Annotated in this window: 12 protein-coding genes, 1 pseudogene and 3 riboswitches; of the genes and pseudogenes, 4 read left to right on the forward strand and 9 right to left on the reverse strand. The window is 38.5% G+C overall.

Going from position 1 to position 17,150, the window contains the following annotated elements; translation table 11 throughout:
- Positions 1-97 precede the first annotated feature (97 nt).
- Together BN1243_RS09690 and BN1243_RS09695 are read left to right on the forward strand one after the other, a co-directional pair.
- Positions 98-1,540: an RNA-guided endonuclease InsQ/TnpB family protein gene (locus tag BN1243_RS09690; RefSeq protein ID WP_062106339.1), complete on the forward strand. Its 1,443-nt coding sequence runs from the start codon at positions 98-100 to the stop codon at positions 1,538-1,540.
- The gene (locus BN1243_RS09695) at positions 1,530-1,757 is read left to right on the forward strand and encodes a serpin family protein (protein ID WP_062106341.1); all 228 of its coding nucleotides are present in this window, start codon (positions 1,530-1,532) and stop codon (positions 1,755-1,757) included. Before BN1243_RS09690 ends, BN1243_RS09695 begins: the two co-directional genes overlap by 11 nt.
- Positions 1,758-1,832: 75 nt before the next feature.
- On the opposite strand, the gene BN1243_RS09700 is transcribed toward BN1243_RS09695, so the two are convergent.
- From BN1243_RS09700 to BN1243_RS09710, 3 genes are all read right to left on the reverse strand, one after another.
- Positions 1,833-2,750, reverse strand: coding sequence for a Gfo/Idh/MocA family protein (locus tag BN1243_RS09700; RefSeq protein WP_062106344.1), 918 nt, complete (start codon positions 2,748-2,750; stop codon positions 1,833-1,835).
- A 43-nt stretch (positions 2,751-2,793) separates the two neighbouring features.
- Positions 2,794-3,597 (reverse strand): S1C family serine protease, encoded by an 804-nt coding sequence (locus BN1243_RS09705; RefSeq protein WP_062106346.1) that lies wholly within the window; start codon positions 3,595-3,597, stop codon positions 2,794-2,796.
- A gap of 411 nt (positions 3,598-4,008) precedes the next feature.
- Positions 4,009-4,144: riboswitch (FMN riboswitch) on the forward strand.
- A 348-nt stretch (positions 4,145-4,492) separates the two neighbouring features.
- Positions 4,493-5,716: an FIMAH domain-containing protein gene (locus BN1243_RS09710; protein ID WP_062106348.1), complete on the reverse strand. Its 1,224-nt coding sequence runs from the start codon at positions 5,714-5,716 to the stop codon at positions 4,493-4,495.
- Between the two features lie 234 nt (positions 5,717-5,950).
- Here BN1243_RS09710 and BN1243_RS09720 point away from each other — a divergent pair, with 234 nt between their 5' ends.
- Positions 5,951-6,178, forward strand: a complete 228-nt coding sequence (locus tag BN1243_RS09720) for a serpin family protein (RefSeq protein WP_062106341.1) — start codon at positions 5,951-5,953, stop codon at positions 6,176-6,178.
- Positions 6,179-6,253: 75 nt separating this feature from the next.
- On the opposite strand, the gene BN1243_RS09725 is transcribed toward BN1243_RS09720, so the two are convergent.
- From BN1243_RS09725 to BN1243_RS22635, 3 genes are all read right to left on the reverse strand, one after another.
- The gene (locus tag BN1243_RS09725) at positions 6,254-7,171 is read right to left on the reverse strand and encodes a Gfo/Idh/MocA family protein (protein WP_062106344.1); all 918 of its coding nucleotides are present in this window, start codon (positions 7,169-7,171) and stop codon (positions 6,254-6,256) included.
- A gap of 43 nt (positions 7,172-7,214) precedes the next feature.
- Positions 7,215-8,018, reverse strand: coding sequence for a S1C family serine protease (locus BN1243_RS09730; RefSeq protein ID WP_062106346.1), 804 nt, complete (start codon positions 8,016-8,018; stop codon positions 7,215-7,217).
- 411 nt (positions 8,019-8,429) lie between these two features.
- A riboswitch (FMN riboswitch) is annotated at positions 8,430-8,565 on the forward strand.
- Between the two features lie 348 nt (positions 8,566-8,913).
- Positions 8,914-11,475, reverse strand: a complete 2,562-nt coding sequence (locus BN1243_RS22635; RefSeq protein ID WP_062106353.1) for an FIMAH domain-containing protein — start codon at positions 11,473-11,475, stop codon at positions 8,914-8,916.
- A 42-nt stretch (positions 11,476-11,517) separates the two neighbouring features.
- Here BN1243_RS22635 and BN1243_RS21775 point away from each other — a divergent pair.
- Positions 11,518-11,679, forward strand: a pseudogene (locus BN1243_RS21775) (serpin family protein); the annotation flags it as partial.
- A gap of 75 nt (positions 11,680-11,754) precedes the next feature.
- On the opposite strand, the gene BN1243_RS09740 reads toward BN1243_RS21775, so the two are convergent.
- The 3 genes from BN1243_RS09740 to BN1243_RS09750 all read right to left on the reverse strand — a co-directional run bounded on the left by BN1243_RS09740 (position 11,755) and on the right by BN1243_RS09750 (position 17,084).
- Positions 11,755-12,672 (reverse strand): Gfo/Idh/MocA family protein, encoded by a 918-nt coding sequence (locus BN1243_RS09740; protein ID WP_062106344.1) that lies wholly within the window; start codon positions 12,670-12,672, stop codon positions 11,755-11,757.
- A 43-nt stretch (positions 12,673-12,715) separates the two neighbouring features.
- Complete coding sequence (locus BN1243_RS09745) at positions 12,716-13,519, reverse strand: S1C family serine protease (RefSeq protein WP_062106346.1); 804 nt, start codon at positions 13,517-13,519, stop codon at positions 12,716-12,718.
- Between the two features lie 411 nt (positions 13,520-13,930).
- A riboswitch (FMN riboswitch) is annotated at positions 13,931-14,066 on the forward strand.
- 348 nt (positions 14,067-14,414) lie between these two features.
- Positions 14,415-17,084, reverse strand: a complete 2,670-nt coding sequence (locus tag BN1243_RS09750) for a DUF4832 domain-containing protein (protein WP_230200161.1) — start codon at positions 17,082-17,084, stop codon at positions 14,415-14,417.
- Positions 17,085-17,150: the final 66 nt, after the last annotated feature.

The following is a 17,150-nucleotide window of genomic DNA, read 5'->3' on the forward strand; positions in this document are numbered from 1 at the left end:
GGGATGAATCGGCTTATTTTGTTATAAATTAGCATGTAATAGATTGCAAACATACGTTCTGTATAGTAAAATAATAGTATGGAAACGAGGTGATAAAATGGAACGAGATGAAGGAAAGGAATATCGTACCTATCAAATGGATGTGAAAAAAGGCCATCGTCTATTTTCCTATTTTGAAGAATTATGTGCAAACGGCAACAACTTATACAATCTAACAAACTTCTATATTAGGCAGGTTTACACCGCTTTGAAAAGTGATAAACCACTGCAACCATTGCAGAGAGAAGTGTTAGAAACCATTTATCAGAACATTGATAAAATGAACGAGAAAAAGACAATGGCTTATTACAAAAAGCTGAGGAGGTTAAAAGGAAAGGGAAATCAAAAAGAGTTAAAACTATTTACACTGCCAACTAAAGAAAAAGCATTTGTCGGTTACAACTTCCTAGATGCTTTGTTTAAAACTATTAAACAAAAAGACTATTATTCTTTGCCAGGACAAATCAATCAACAAGTCATCAAAAATGTTGTTCAAAATTGGGATTCTTTTTTTAAAAGCCTAAATGGTTATAAAGAAAACCCCCAGAAATATAAAGGCCGACCTAACATTCCTAGGTATCTACCGAAAGGCAGCCAAAAAGAAGTGGTTTTATCGAACCAAATCTGTCAATTAAAAAGTGAAAAATATTTAAGATTCCCTAAAACAAAGGGGAAGTTAAACATTGGCAAGTTGGCAAATGTTTCGGGTAAGTTCCAACAAGTAAGGATTATCCCAAAATATAATACCTTCACAGTAGAGGTCATTTTTTTCACGGGTAAAAAGATTGAAATTAATCCAAAGAAGAAACGGATTTTAAGCATTGATTTGGGTGTGGAAAATATAGCCACTTTGGTGTCGAATGTTGAAATGACTCCTATTCTTTTTAAAGGCGGCAAAATTAAATCTATTAATCGTTGGTACAATAAATTAAAAAGTTATTATTATGCTGCATTACGAAACGGGAGGAGTTCAAAAGAGGGTCAAAGATATTCAAAAAGATTAAGCAGGTTAGACAGCAAGCGTCATAATCAAATCAAAGATTTCTTTCATAAAGTGAGTTTTAACATTGTGAAAGTAGCAAAAGAACATCGCATCGATACCATCATTATCGGTAAAAATATGGATTGGAAACAGAAAGTCGCTTTAGGCTCCAAAAATAATCAAAATTTTGTTCAAATCCCACATGCGATGTTGGTGTCAATGATTCGGTACAAAGCAAATACCGAGGGCATAGCCGTCATTGAAACAGAAGAAAGCTATACATCCCAAGCAAGCTTTTTAGATGAAGATCCGATCCCAACCTACAAATCGGGGGAAGAAAGTGATGACATCTTTAGCGGAAAGCGAATCTCGAGGGGGATGTACCGTTCAAAAAAGGGAATTTTAATCAACGCCGATGTAAATGGATCAGCCAATATACTAAGAAAAGTAGTCCCAAAGGCATTTGCCAACGGGATAGCGGTTGTGTGTACCCAGCCTCTAGCGGTCAATGTGCATTAGCACCAACCCTGAAACCTGCGACTTCAGTCGTGGGAGGTTCATTGATGTCAGTGAAAAAGGTACAGAAGCTGCAGCAGCTACATCTGTTGAAATGAAAATCACTTCCGCTCCGATTAATGATCCATTTTACATGGAAGTCAATCGGCCCTTTTTCTTTACTATTACTCATGACACAACGGACACAGTCCTTTTCATGGGAATGATGAATCAGCCATGAGGAGACTCCCATAAAAAAGCTAAGGTCGCCATGCGTTTCCAATTGGCGACCTTCATCAATAACTTAACCCCTTTTCTACCTTACACTAATTTGATCCACTAATGCCTTTATAATCTTTTCCGCCATTACATGTCTTTTCAAATCTTCCTGATAATCTTTGTCCTGTACAAAATTGTTTTTAACCTTTTCAATAAAAGCACTTGTAATATTGTAGAAACCTCTCTTTTGCAAGGTTGGTTCCCAATCATCATTTCCCTTTTTTAGCTGGTCTTTTCCTTGTTGTATAGTGATTTCATTGATATTCCGTACGAGTCTAGTTTCTTCCGCACTAAAAACTTTCGCGATTTCTTCATTCATCCCTGCGTCCCGATTCATAATTCCAATCGCTGTACCCTCTTTCGCTTCCAGCTGTAGGACAATATGATATAACTCTCCATCTCGCTGTTTTCCGTGTACTTTAAAATTCTCAATTTCATACGGAAAAAGATAAAAGAGGGTATCAATCACATGAATAAAGTCATCAAATATAAAAGTACGTGCATTATCTGGGTGATGACTGCGATGTTTCTCGACCAAAACAATATTCGGATAGGTGATCTCTTTCAGCTGCTGGTAAGGTGGTGCATAACGGCGATTAAAGCCAACCATCAAAATTAATCCTTTTTCTCTCGCTTTGTCAATTAATCGTCTGGATGAATCTCCAAAATATGTAATCGGTTTATCAACGTACACATGAATATGATGATCCAACAGTTTGTCGATGATCTTTTCATGAGAATCTGTTGATGAATGAACAAAAGCTGCTTGGATACCACTTTGGATTAACCCCTCTATATCCTCAAATGTATGCTTAATGCGATAAATAGCCGCGATTTCCTTCAATGTTTCTCTATTTCTTGAACATAAATGAAGCTCGATATTTTTATAGCTAGTTAATACAGGTAGGTAGGCCTTCTTTGCTATATCTCCAATTCCAATTATTCCGAGTTTCATTCCTAATCCTCCTCGTATGATTTTAGTCCCTCAAAAAACATAACTATGGCTTAAAAAGCTCAATCGGAACAAACAATCCCACTTTCCCATATTCCTCATGGTTCATCGTTGCAAATACAACGCCAATGACTTGTCCCGCTTCATTCAGAACGGGACTTCCGCTATTTCCTCGATAAACAGGAGCTTTCATCATTAATACTTCGTCTTTCCAATCCCTCAATAGGGTAAGATCAATAATTGTTCCTTCATTGGCAATACCTAAGAAACGAAGTGGGTTCCCTATGAAGAAGACGGGATCGCCTTTCTCCCATTGAGGTTGCTCAGCAAGTTCCAAATAGGGTAGATTCTCACCTTCGACCTTCAATAAGGCAAGATCTATTTCTGGGAATGTCTTTTCCACTGTTGCTGTATACATCCCATCATCAGGAAAAGCGACGCTGACTTCATCATTTCCTTCAATAACATGGTAATTTGTTATAATTTCCCCATCACTTGATATAGAGAAGCCGGTTCCAGTCCCATCCGTAGAGACAACAGAAACAACTGACTTTTTATACAGTTGAATGTCTTTATCCATTGAGAGTTTTGCCGATGTGCGTAAAAATTCGATAGCAGGAATTGAGTATGTTTGAAAGATAAACGAAAAAGAGCTAAATAAAAAAGTAAGTGAGACAATCCAAACAATCCATCTCGGTACTCGACGAACGGGTTTCGGATTCAGCCTTTCCTGCCTAGCTTTCAAAAGTGCCTCACGCTGGGCTTCACGAACTAACTCATACATTTCTTCATCGTCAATCTCTTCAATTAAGTCACTATCAACTGTTGGTTGTTTGTTTTCTTCTTCCATCAGTTCACACCCTACCTATCGCTATTTTATCTATTGTAGCATGATGAACAACTTAGTGATTGAACAAAATGAGAATAGAGGTATCTTTGAATTCCCTCACCTCTATTATTCCAACTTTTATTTATAAACTGCTTGATTTTTATAGAATAGTATATCTGATTATAAAAGATATTCTTTTACTAACTTCCCATACCCGCTTACGGATTTCCACTATTCGGATCATGATTGTTTTCCACTTTCGACCAACCAGCCTTTTAAGTGTTTCTCCTTATAAACACATTCCAATTAATATATTACGACTCTCACTTATGTCCCTCCAATTTCACTCAAAACAATTGAAGTCATTTCCAGCAAGTAAGAAATCGTGCACAGATTATCGCTATCTGCTAATATGCTAATTAATTGAATAGGATTTTCCTTCGGGGTCGGGTGCAATTCCCAACCGACGGTGATGAGGTCTGCCCCTAAGTCCGTGACCCGCTTTCCTAATACGAATGCGGTGGATTTGGTGAAATTCCAAAGCCGACAGTTAAACTGAAACGATTATTTTTTACATATATCTACAAAAAAGTGCACAAAAAAATCGTCCTATCTAGTAAAATGAAGTTACCACACAACATTCATAGGAGACGATGATCCTAAAATTGATTGAAAAAAATAGCCAGCATTCGCCAGCTATTTTCAGGTAATAAGCAAAAACAGGAGGAGTATAAAGTGTCATTTTTCTAAATAAAAATCATGATTAACTGCAATCTCCTGCGCCCTATTGTTTGACTCCCTTGATACCATAATCGCTGAATAATCCGCATTTTCATCCCCTTTTTTCCATTTACCTAGAGTGATTGTTTTATAGAGAGCCCTCTTAATCAGAGGACCTCCATCGCATCATGTATGTCTATTTCCATTGCTCCATCAGCTTTTTTGTATCTGCCTTCAACGTGTCATATAACTCTTGCGGGATGGCTTTACTTGCCAATTGATGGTCAAGCAGCTTTTGGAAGTTTTCCAGGTGTTTAACCACTTTTGCAGCCTCCTCTTTCTTTTCAAATTGGCCGACTGCTGTTAAATGAATATTAAGAGCACGGTAATCCTTCTCCGCCACGTCTCCCTGATAGTCTTTTAGAGTGGAAAGCATTTCGGCTGTATTGACCTCTGCTGATGGTTCATTAGGCCCTTCTCCAGCAGACCACCATTGAAGTTGATTTAAGGCTATATGGCCCCAGTCCAAATTTCCATCCTTTACTTTCAAACGAATCTTATTCGTATAGATCGGATCAAAAGTAACATCTTTGGATTCAATAACATTAGAATTCATATCCCACTGAATCTGTACATCCGATTTTGCAGGAACCCAATCTGTTCCGTTATGGTATTCTATATCAAAATTTGTAATGCCTTGGCCTTTACCATAATGGGTGGATAAAGTAATTTTGTTTGTATGAATATGTTTATCACCGAGATCAAGGGTAATATAGCCAGGGAACGTAACAGAATTCGCCGAACTCCATGAGCCCGTCTCTTTAATAATATTTGCTATGCTCCCTATACTTGTCCCCATTGTCGTACTAACCGTAGCTTGGGGCGCGACATCAATCGAGTCCGCTTGTGATCCATATTCAATAAATGGATTCCAAACCATCCCGTCACAAGAATTGCTATCCTTCTTATTAACGACAAAGTAAATCATGTCATTTGGCTTTACAGTAGTCGTTAATTCATGATCAATGCCTGCATTATCAGCTGCTTCGATATGTTGCCAACCTTCTGCAGGCCAAAGTTGCGTATCATTTTTCATAATTTTTATATTTACTCCATCTCCACAAGCAATATTATGTTTTCTCGGATTTCCAGAAATGGTAATATCCCCTTGAGTTGAAGCTTTCCAGCCTACGACCGAGTCTTTATTGTCTGGATGAATATGGGCGTTTCCTCGGATGACATTGTACTGATGTGTACCCTTCCAACTATTTCCGGAATCATTCCATGTCATCTCTGAATAGTTGGAGTCATTCCCTTCCAGGTAATACCATTGATTCTTCCCTTGAACTGAGCTCCAATCTTCTGCTAATCTATAAGAGCTAAAGTCAGGATTTGCAGGTGTTTTGGCAATATTAGACACCGTTGTTTTNCCAAGCAAGCTTTTTAGATGAAGATCCGATCCCAACCTACAAATCGGGGGAAGAAAGTGATGACATCTTTAGCGGAAAGCGAATCTCGAGGGGGATGTACCGTTCAAAAAAGGGAATTTTAATCAACGCCGATGTAAATGGATCAGCCAATATACTAAGAAAAGTAGTCCCAAAGGCATTTGCCAACGGGATAGCGGTTGTGTGTACCCAGCCTCTAGCGGTCAATGTGCATTAGCACCAACCCTGAAACCTGCGACTTCAGTCGTGGGAGGTTCATTGATGTCAGTGAAAAAGGTACAGAAGCTGCAGCAGCTACATCTGTTGAAATGAAAATCACTTCCGCTCCGATTAATGATCCATTTTACATGGAAGTCAATCGGCCCTTTTTCTTTACTATTACTCATGACACAACGGACACAGTCCTTTTCATGGGAATGATGAATCAGCCATGAGGAGACTCCCATAAAAAAGCTAAGGTCGCCATGCGTTTCCAATTGGCGACCTTCATCAATAACTTAACCCCTTTTCTACCTTACACTAATTTGATCCACTAATGCCTTTATAATCTTTTCCGCCATTACATGTCTTTTCAAATCTTCCTGATAATCTTTGTCCTGTACAAAATTGTTTTTAACCTTTTCAATAAAAGCACTTGTAATATTGTAGAAACCTCTCTTTTGCAAGGTTGGTTCCCAATCATCATTTCCCTTTTTTAGCTGGTCTTTTCCTTGTTGTATAGTGATTTCATTGATATTCCGTACGAGTCTAGTTTCTTCCGCACTAAAAACTTTCGCGATTTCTTCATTCATCCCTGCGTCCCGATTCATAATTCCAATCGCTGTACCCTCTTTCGCTTCCAGCTGTAGGACAATATGATATAACTCTCCATCTCGCTGTTTTCCGTGTACTTTAAAATTCTCAATTTCATACGGAAAAAGATAAAAGAGGGTATCAATCACATGAATAAAGTCATCAAATATAAAAGTACGTGCATTATCTGGGTGATGACTGCGATGTTTCTCGACCAAAACAATATTCGGATAGGTGATCTCTTTCAGCTGCTGGTAAGGTGGTGCATAACGGCGATTAAAGCCAACCATCAAAATTAATCCTTTTTCTCTCGCTTTGTCAATTAATCGTCTGGATGAATCTCCAAAATATGTAATCGGTTTATCAACGTACACATGAATATGATGATCCAACAGTTTGTCGATGATCTTTTCATGAGAATCTGTTGATGAATGAACAAAAGCTGCTTGGATACCACTTTGGATTAACCCCTCTATATCCTCAAATGTATGCTTAATGCGATAAATAGCCGCGATTTCCTTCAATGTTTCTCTATTTCTTGAACATAAATGAAGCTCGATATTTTTATAGCTAGTTAATACAGGTAGGTAGGCCTTCTTTGCTATATCTCCAATTCCAATTATTCCGAGTTTCATTCCTAATCCTCCTCGTATGATTTTAGTCCCTCAAAAAACATAACTATGGCTTAAAAAGCTCAATCGGAACAAACAATCCCACTTTCCCATATTCCTCATGGTTCATCGTTGCAAATACAACGCCAATGACTTGTCCCGCTTCATTCAGAACGGGACTTCCGCTATTTCCTCGATAAACAGGAGCTTTCATCATTAATACTTCGTCTTTCCAATCCCTCAATAGGGTAAGATCAATAATTGTTCCTTCATTGGCAATACCTAAGAAACGAAGTGGGTTCCCTATGAAGAAGACGGGATCGCCTTTCTCCCATTGAGGTTGCTCAGCAAGTTCCAAATAGGGTAGATTCTCACCTTCGACCTTCAATAAGGCAAGATCTATTTCTGGGAATGTCTTTTCCACTGTTGCTGTATACATCCCATCATCAGGAAAAGCGACGCTGACTTCATCATTTCCTTCAATAACATGGTAATTTGTTATAATTTCCCCATCACTTGATATAGAGAAGCCGGTTCCAGTCCCATCCGTAGAGACAACAGAAACAACTGACTTTTTATACAGTTGAATGTCTTTATCCATTGAGAGTTTTGCCGATGTGCGTAAAAATTCGATAGCAGGAATTGAGTATGTTTGAAAGATAAACGAAAAAGAGCTAAATAAAAAAGTAAGTGAGACAATCCAAACAATCCATCTCGGTACTCGACGAACGGGTTTCGGATTCAGCCTTTCCTGCCTAGCTTTCAAAAGTGCCTCACGCTGGGCTTCACGAACTAACTCATACATTTCTTCATCGTCAATCTCTTCAATTAAGTCACTATCAACTGTTGGTTGTTTGTTTTCTTCTTCCATCAGTTCACACCCTACCTATCGCTATTTTATCTATTGTAGCATGATGAACAACTTAGTGATTGAACAAAATGAGAATAGAGGTATCTTTGAATTCCCTCACCTCTATTATTCCAACTTTTATTTATAAACTGCTTGATTTTTATAGAATAGTATATCTGATTATAAAAGATATTCTTTTACTAACTTCCCATACCCGCTTACGGATTTCCACTATTCGGATCATGATTGTTTTCCACTTTCGACCAACCAGCCTTTTAAGTGTTTCTCCTTATAAACACATTCCAATTAATATATTACGACTCTCACTTATGTCCCTCCAATTTCACTCAAAACAATTGAAGTCATTTCCAGCAAGTAAGAAATCGTGCACAGATTATCGCTATCTGCTAATATGCTAATTAATTGAATAGGATTTTCCTTCGGGGTCGGGTGCAATTCCCAACCGACGGTGATGAGGTCTGCCCCTAAGTCCGTGACCCGCTTTCCTAATACGAATGCGGTGGATTTGGTGAAATTCCAAAGCCGACAGTTAAACTGAAACGATTATTTTTTACATATATCTACAAAAAAGTGCACAAAAAAATCGTCCTATCTAGTAAAATGAAGTTACCACACAACATTCATAGGAGACGATGATCCTAAAATTGATTGAAAAAAATAGCCAGCATTCGCCAGCTATTTTCAGGTAATAAGCAAAAACAGGAGGAGTATAAAGTGTCATTTTTCTAAATAAAAATCATGATTAACTGCAATCTCCTGCGCCCTATTGTTTGACTCCCTTGATACCATAATCGCTGAATAATCCGCATTTTCATCCCCTTTTTTCCATTTACCTAGAGTGATTGTTTTATAGAGAGCCCTCTTAATCAGAGGACCTCCATCGCATCATGTATGTCTATTTCCATTGCTCCATCAGCTTTTTTGTATCTGCCTTCAACGTGTCATATAACTCTTGCGGGATGGCTTTACTTGCCAATTGATGGTCAAGCAGCTTTTGGAAGTTTTCCAGGTGTTTAACCACTTTTGCAGCCTCCTCTTTCTTTTCAAATTGGCCGACTGCTGTTAAATGAATATTAAGAGCACGGTAATCCTTCTCCGCCACGTCTCCCTGATAGTCTTTTAGAGTGGAAAGCATTTCGGCTGTATTGACCTCTGCTGATGGTTCATTAGGCCCTTCTCCAGCAGACCACCATTGAAGTTGATTTAAGGCTATATGGCCCCAGTCCAAATTTCCATCCTTTACTTTCAAACGAATCTTATTCGTATAGATCGGATCAAAAGTAACATCTTTGGATTCAATAACATTAGAATTCATATCCCACTGAATCTGTACATCCGATTTTGCAGGAACCCAATCTGTTCCGTTATGGTATTCTATATCAAAATTTGTAATGCCTTGGCCTTTACCATAATGGGTGGATAAAGTAATTTTGTTTGTATGAATATGTTTATCACCGAGATCAAGGGTAATATAGCCAGGGAACGTAACAGAATTCGCCGAACTCCATGAGCCCGTCTCTTTAATAATATTTGCTATGCTCCCTATACTTGTCCCCATTGTCGTACTAACCGTAGCTTGGGGCGCGACATCAATCGAGTCCGCTTGTGATCCATATTCAATAAATGGATTCCAAACCATCCCGTCACAAGAATTGCTATCCTTCTTATTAACGACAAAGTAAATCATGTCATTTGGCTTTACAGTAGTCGTTAATTCATGATCAATGCCTGCATTATCAGCTGCTTCGATATGTTGCCAACCTTCTGCAGGCCAAAGTTGCGTATCATTTTTCATAATTTTTATATTTACTCCATCTCCACAAGCAATATTATGTTTTCTCGGATTTCCAGAAATGGTAATATCCCCTTGAGTTGAAGCTTTCCAGCCTACGACCGAGTCTTTATTGTCTGGATGAATATGGGCGTTTCCTCGGATGACATTGTACTGATGTGTACCCTTCCAACTATTTCCGGAATCATTCCATGTCATCTCTGAATAGTTGGAGTCATTCCCTTCCAGGTAATACCATTGATTCTTCCCTTGAACTGAGCTCCAATCTTCTGCTAATCTATAAGAGCTAAAGTCAGGATTTGCAGGTGTTTTGGCAATATTAGACACCGTTGTTTTCCCCATTTTATACCAGCCGGAATTTGTCTTCTCTTCTGTAATAGCTAAATTAATCGCTGGCTCATTGTTGTTTGTTGTGTCGACAATACCATATGCAAAGTCATACGTACCATTTGGAATATCACCAAAGCTAATATTCGATTCATACATATAATTTCTGCCCTTCAACCAATCCGATGGATCAATATTTGTCACATGAGTGAAAACTGGCAAGGCAGTTTCCGTATCAAGCAACGCAAACGCCACTTTATATTTATAGCCCCATGCTGGTCTATTATTGGGCATTTTACCTAGTGCCGTGTTTTTCCATTCACTTGTTACAGTTACATAATCGCTTGATTGGATCGTCGTTGGAAACGTAAAGTTTGTTGGGACAAATCGATATCCTCCATTGACAATAAAATCATCTACTAAATCTTCATTTTTCATCCATTCCGCTGCATCTTCAGGGACACGCAAATCAAACGTATTCGCACGAGCATCCTTAGCATCCCTTAAACTCACTTCCAACAATTCTCGTATGCTTGAAAATGGATTTCCATTTTGATTCATATATTTCTCAAAGTCATGAGCAAAATAGTTCCAACCATTTTCCGCAAACACAGGGATGCCTAAACCCAGCATACGATTAACATAATAAGCCTTATCACTTTCTCCAAAATATTGAGGCATTCCAAAACTATCACGTCGAAAGATATCATAATGGTTTGAGTCGACCAACGACTCACTAATATTCGCTAATGCACCACCTTGTTGTCCACCTTTTAATACTTTATCAAAGGCTTTTTCATAGGCAGTAGCAATTGTTTTAACACTTGTATTCACATTACCGGGCTGTGAAGAATCTTGCCGAATATTATGACCTTCACCCCAGGCACCTAATCCCATTGCATCAACGAAATCGACCTTAGATGGATCATTGTATTTCTCACCGAAGGCCGCGATGAATTTTGTGAATTTATCAAGGAATACAGCATCGTTAATATATGGAGTCCATAATGTTTCGTGATATCCATTATTATTATATCCCTTAGCACCCGCATCAATAACGTATTGAGGGGTTACCTGTTGCCATGAATTTTGACTATCCATATATACGCGGAATGAGAGTTTTAATCCACGATCTAGTGCACCTTGAACCAAAGCATAATAATTACTGGAAGGATCATCCCAGGCAAACTGTCCTTCTTCTGGTTCAAAGAAAGACCATGGGGCCCGTAAATAAAAAATACTTGCTTTCTCTGTTGCCCCCGAATGATCAAATGACTCCCAGAATAACGGTGGATCCATCACACATTTATTTATGTCTGGTATATTATCATCAACCATCTTACCTAATGCGTCACAGTATAAAACCNTGATGTCAGTGAAAAAGGTACAGAAGCTGCAGCAGCTACATCTGTTGAAATGAAAATCACTTCCGCTCCGATTAATGATCCATTTTACATGGAAGTCAATCGGCCCTTTTTCTTTACTATTACTCATGACACAACGGACACAGTCCTTTTCATGGGAATGATGAATCAGCCATGAGGAGACTCCCATAAAAAAGCTAAGGTCGCCATGCGTTTCCAATTGGCGACCTTCATCAATAACTTAACCCCTTTTCTACCTTACACTAATTTGATCCACTAATGCCTTTATAATCTTTTCCGCCATTACATGTCTTTTCAAATCTTCCTGATAATCTTTGTCCTGTACAAAATTGTTTTTAACCTTTTCAATAAAAGCACTTGTAATATTGTAGAAACCTCTCTTTTGCAAGGTTGGTTCCCAATCATCATTTCCCTTTTTTAGCTGGTCTTTTCCTTGTTGTATAGTGATTTCATTGATATTCCGTACGAGTCTAGTTTCTTCCGCACTAAAAACTTTCGCGATTTCTTCATTCATCCCTGCGTCCCGATTCATAATTCCAATCGCTGTACCCTCTTTCGCTTCCAGCTGTAGGACAATATGATATAACTCTCCATCTCGCTGTTTTCCGTGTACTTTAAAATTCTCAATTTCATACGGAAAAAGATAAAAGAGGGTATCAATCACATGAATAAAGTCATCAAATATAAAAGTACGTGCATTATCTGGGTGATGACTGCGATGTTTCTCGACCAAAACAATATTCGGATAGGTGATCTCTTTCAGCTGCTGGTAAGGTGGTGCATAACGGCGATTAAAGCCAACCATCAAAATTAATCCTTTTTCTCTCGCTTTGTCAATTAATCGTCTGGATGAATCTCCAAAATATGTAATCGGTTTATCAACGTACACATGAATATGATGATCCAACAGTTTGTCGATGATCTTTTCATGAGAATCTGTTGATGAATGAACAAAAGCTGCTTGGATACCACTTTGGATTAACCCCTCTATATCCTCAAATGTATGCTTAATGCGATAAATAGCCGCGATTTCCTTCAATGTTTCTCTATTTCTTGAACATAAATGAAGCTCGATATTTTTATAGCTAGTTAATACAGGTAGGTAGGCCTTCTTTGCTATATCTCCAATTCCAATTATTCCGAGTTTCATTCCTAATCCTCCTCGTATGATTTTAGTCCCTCAAAAAACATAACTATGGCTTAAAAAGCTCAATCGGAACAAACAATCCCACTTTCCCATATTCCTCATGGTTCATCGTTGCAAATACAACGCCAATGACTTGTCCCGCTTCATTCAGAACGGGACTTCCGCTATTTCCTCGATAAACAGGAGCTTTCATCATTAATACTTCGTCTTTCCAATCCCTCAATAGGGTAAGATCAATAATTGTTCCTTCATTGGCAATACCTAAGAAACGAAGTGGGTTCCCTATGAAGAAGACGGGATCGCCTTTCTCCCATTGAGGTTGCTCAGCAAGTTCCAAATAGGGTAGATTCTCACCTTCGACCTTCAATAAGGCAAGATCTATTTCTGGGAATGTCTTTTCCACTGTTGCTGTATACATCCCATCATCAGGAAAAGCGACGCTGACTTCATCATTTCCTTCAATAACATGGTAATTTGTTATAATTTCCCCATCACTTGATATAGAGAAGCCGGTTCCAGTCCCATCCGTAGAGACAACAGAAACAACTGACTTTTTATACAGTTGAATGTCTTTATCCATTGAGAGTTTTGCCGATGTGCGTAAAAATTCGATAGCAGGAATTGAGTATGTTTGAAAGATAAACGAAAAAGAGCTAAATAAAAAAGTAAGTGAGACAATCCAAACAATCCATCTCGGTACTCGACGAACGGGTTTCGGATTCAGCCTTTCCTGCCTAGCTTTCAAAAGTGCCTCACGCTGGGCTTCACGAACTAACTCATACATTTCTTCATCGTCAATCTCTTCAATTAAGTCACTATCAACTGTTGGTTGTTTGTTTTCTTCTTCCATCAGTTCACACCCTACCTATCGCTATTTTATCTATTGTAGCATGATGAACAACTTAGTGATTGAACAAAATGAGAATAGAGGTATCTTTGAATTCCCTCACCTCTATTATTCCAACTTTTATTTATAAACTGCTTGATTTTTATAGAATAGTATATCTGATTATAAAAGATATTCTTTTACTAACTTCCCATACCCGCTTACGGATTTCCACTATTCGGATCATGATTGTTTTCCACTTTCGACCAACCAGCCTTTTAAGTGTTTCTCCTTATAAACACATTCCAATTAATATATTACGACTCTCACTTATGTCCCTCCAATTTCACTCAAAACAATTGAAGTCATTTCCAGCAAGTAAGAAATCGTGCACAGATTATCGCTATCTGCTAATATGCTAATTAATTGAATAGGATTTTCCTTCGGGGTCGGGTGCAATTCCCAACCGACGGTGATGAGGTCTGCCCCTAAGTCCGTGACCCGCTTTCCTAATACGAATGCGGTGGATTTGGTGAAATTCCAAAGCCGACAGTTAAACTGAAACGATTATTTTTTACATATATCTACAAAAAAGTGCACAAAAAAATCGTCCTATCTAGTAAAATGAAGTTACCACACAACATTCATAGGAGACGATGATCCTAAAATTGATTGAAAAAAATAGCCAGCATTCGCCAGCTATTTTCAGGTAATAAGCAAAAACAGGAGGAGTATAAAGTGTCATTTTTCTAAATAAAAATCATGATTAACTGCAATCTCCTGCGCCCTATTGTTTGACTCCCTTGATACCATAATCGCTGAATAATCCGCATTTTCATCCCCTTTTTTCCATTTACCTAGAGTGATTGTTTTATAGAGAGCCCTCTTAATCAGAGGACCTCCATCGCATCATGTATGTCTATTTCCATTGCTCCATCAGCTTTTTTGTATCTGCCTTCAACGTGTCATATAACTCTTGCGGGATGGCTTTACTTGCCAATTGATGGTCAAGCAGCTTTTGGAAGTTTTCCAGGTGTTTAACCACTTTTGCAGCCTCCTCTTTCTTTTCAAATTGGCCGACTGCTGTTAAATGAATATTAAGAGCACGGTAATCCTTCTCCGCCACGTCTCCCTGATAGTCTTTTAGAGTGGAAAGCATTTCGGCTGTATTGACCTCTGCTGATGGTTCATTAGGCCCTTCTCCAGCAGACCACCATTGAAGTTGATTTAAGGCTATATGGCCCCAGTCCAAATTTCCATCCTTTACTTTCAAACGAATCTTATTCGTATAGATCGGATCAAAAGTAACATCTTTGGATTCAATAACATTAGAATTCATATCCCACTGAATCTGTACATCCGATTTTGCAGGAACCCAATCTGTTCCGTTATGGTATTCTATATCAAAATTTGTAATGCCTTGGCCTTTACCATAATGGGTGGATAAAGTAATTTTGTTTGTATGAATATGTTTATCACCGAGATCAAGGGTAATATAGCCAGGGAACGTAACAGAATTCGCCGAACTCCATGAGCCCGTCTCTTTAATAATATTTGCTATGCTCCCTATACTTGTCCCCATTGTCGTACTAACCGTAGCTTGGGGCGCGACATCAATCGAGTCCGCTTGTGATCCATATTCAATAAATGGATTCCAAACCATCCCGTCACAAGAATTGCTATCCTTCTTATTAACGACAAAGTAAATCATGTCATTTGGCTTTACAGTAGTCGTTAATTCATGATCAATGCCTGCATTATCAGCTGCTTCGATATGTTGCCAACCTTCTGCAGGCCAAAGTTGCGTATCATTTTTCATAATTTTTATATTTACTCCATCTCCACAAGCAATATTATGTTTTCTCGGATTTCCAGAAATGGTAATATCCCCTTGAGTTGAAGCTTTCCAGCCTACGACCGAGTCTTTATTGTCTGGATGAATATGGGCGTTTCCTCGGATGACATTGTACTGATGTGTACCCTTCCAACTATTTCCGGAATCATTCCATGTCATCTCTGAATAGTTGGAGTCATTCCCTTCCAGGTAATACCATTGATTCTTCCCTTGAACTGAGCTCCAATCTTCTGCTAATCTATAAGAGCTAAAGTCAGGATTTGCAGGTGTTTTGGCAATATTAGACACCGTTGTTTTCCCCATTTTATACCAGCCGGAATTTGTCTTCTCTTCTGTAATAGCTAAATTAATCGCTGGCTCATTGTTGTTTGTTGTGTCGACAATACCATATGCAAAGTCATACGTACCATTTGGAATATCACCAAAGCTAATATTCGATTCATACATATAATTTCTGCCCTTCAACCAATCCGATGGATCAATATTTGTCACATGAGTGAAAACTGGCAAGGCAGTTTCCGTATCAAGCAACGCAAACGCCACTTTATATTTATAGCCCCATGCTGGTCTATTATTGGGCATTTTACCTAGTGCCGTGTTTTTCCATTCACTTGTTACAGTTACATAATCGCTTGATTGGATCGTCGTTGGAAACGTAAAGTTTGTTGGGACAAATCGATATCCTCCATTGACAATAAAATCATCTACTAAATCTTCATTTTTCATCCATTCCGCTGCATCTTCAGGGACACGCAAATCAAACGTATTCGCACGAGCATCCTTAGCGTCTTTCAAGCTTGCCTTTAACATATCCCGAATGTTTGTATACGGCTTTCCATTCCTATTCATATATCCTTCGAAATCATGGGCAAAATAGTTCCAACCATTTTCTGCGAATAATGGTATTCCTAAACCAAGCATACGATTGACATAATAGGCTTTATCACTCTCTCCAAAATATTGGGGCATGCCAAAGCTATCGCGTCGCAAGATATCATAATGGTTTGAGTCTACCAATCCCTCGCCAATGCTTGCTAAAGCTCCCCCTTGTTGTGCTCCTTTTAATACTTTATCAAAAGCAATTTCATATGCATCCGCTACTGCCTTCACACTTGTATTTACATTCCCGGGCTGTGAAGAATCATGGCGAATATTATGACCTTCTCCCCAGGCACCTAGCCCCATTGCATCAACGAAATCGACCTTAGATGGATCATTATATTTTTCACCAAATGCAGCAATAAATTTAGTGAATTTATCCAAAAAGACAGTATCGTTGATATAAGGATTCCAATAAGTATTGATATATCCCTTTGCACCTGCATCCCTCACATATTGTGGAGTAGCTTGTGTCCAAGAATCCTGACTATCCATATAAACGCGGAACGAGAGTTTCAACCCCCTATCTAATGCTCCTTGAACAAGTTCTTGATAGGTGCTTGCTGGGTCATTCCAAGCATAATTCCCTTCCTCAGATTCAAAATAAGACCATGGAGCACGCAAGTAAAAAATGCTCGCTTTATCTGTAGCTCCCGAGTTGTCAAATGATTCCCAGAACAAAGAGGGATTCATTACGCATTTATTTTCATCTGGCATATTATCAATTGTCATTTGCCCAAAAGCATCACAATATAAAACCCATCCCATCGCCGGATTCTTCACTAGACCTGATGTTTTCTCAGTTGGAGAATACGCCCCCATTTCTGAAGCGTTTGACTGGTTAGGAAAAATCATTAACATAGAAAAAATCAATAATACACTAAAAAACAAGTGGCACTTCTTGGCTTGTATAATCTTCAA

The organism is Bacillus niameyensis (genome assembly GCF_001375535.1).
GTDB lineage: Bacteria > Bacillota > Bacilli > Bacillales > Bacillaceae_C > Lederbergia > Lederbergia niameyensis.

Excerpts from the sequence above, each read along its gene's own strand:
- BN1243_RS09690 (WP_062106339.1), top strand. The coding sequence starts at position 98 with ATGGAACGAGATGAAGGAAAGGAATATCGTACCTATCAAATGGATGTG.
- BN1243_RS09695 (WP_062106341.1), top strand. The coding sequence starts at position 1,530 with ATGTGCATTAGCACCAACCCTGAAACCTGCGACTTCAGTCGTGGGAGG.
- BN1243_RS09700 (WP_062106344.1), bottom strand. The coding sequence starts at position 2,750 with ATGAAACTCGGAATAATTGGAATTGGAGATATAGCAAAGAAGGCCTAC.
- BN1243_RS09705 (WP_062106346.1), bottom strand. The coding sequence starts at position 3,597 with ATGGAAGAAGAAAACAAACAACCAACAGTTGATAGTGACTTAATTGAA.
- BN1243_RS09720 (WP_062106341.1), top strand. The coding sequence starts at position 5,951 with ATGTGCATTAGCACCAACCCTGAAACCTGCGACTTCAGTCGTGGGAGG.
- BN1243_RS09725 (WP_062106344.1), bottom strand. The coding sequence starts at position 7,171 with ATGAAACTCGGAATAATTGGAATTGGAGATATAGCAAAGAAGGCCTAC.
- BN1243_RS09730 (WP_062106346.1), bottom strand. The coding sequence starts at position 8,018 with ATGGAAGAAGAAAACAAACAACCAACAGTTGATAGTGACTTAATTGAA.
- BN1243_RS22635 (WP_062106353.1), bottom strand. The coding sequence starts at position 11,475 with ATGGTTGATGATAATATACCAGACATAAATAAATGTGTGATGGATCCA.
- BN1243_RS09740 (WP_062106344.1), bottom strand. The coding sequence starts at position 12,672 with ATGAAACTCGGAATAATTGGAATTGGAGATATAGCAAAGAAGGCCTAC.
- BN1243_RS09745 (WP_062106346.1), bottom strand. The coding sequence starts at position 13,519 with ATGGAAGAAGAAAACAAACAACCAACAGTTGATAGTGACTTAATTGAA.
- BN1243_RS09750 (WP_230200161.1), bottom strand. The coding sequence starts at position 17,084 with ATGATTTTTCCTAACCAGTCAAACGCTTCAGAAATGGGGGCGTATTCT.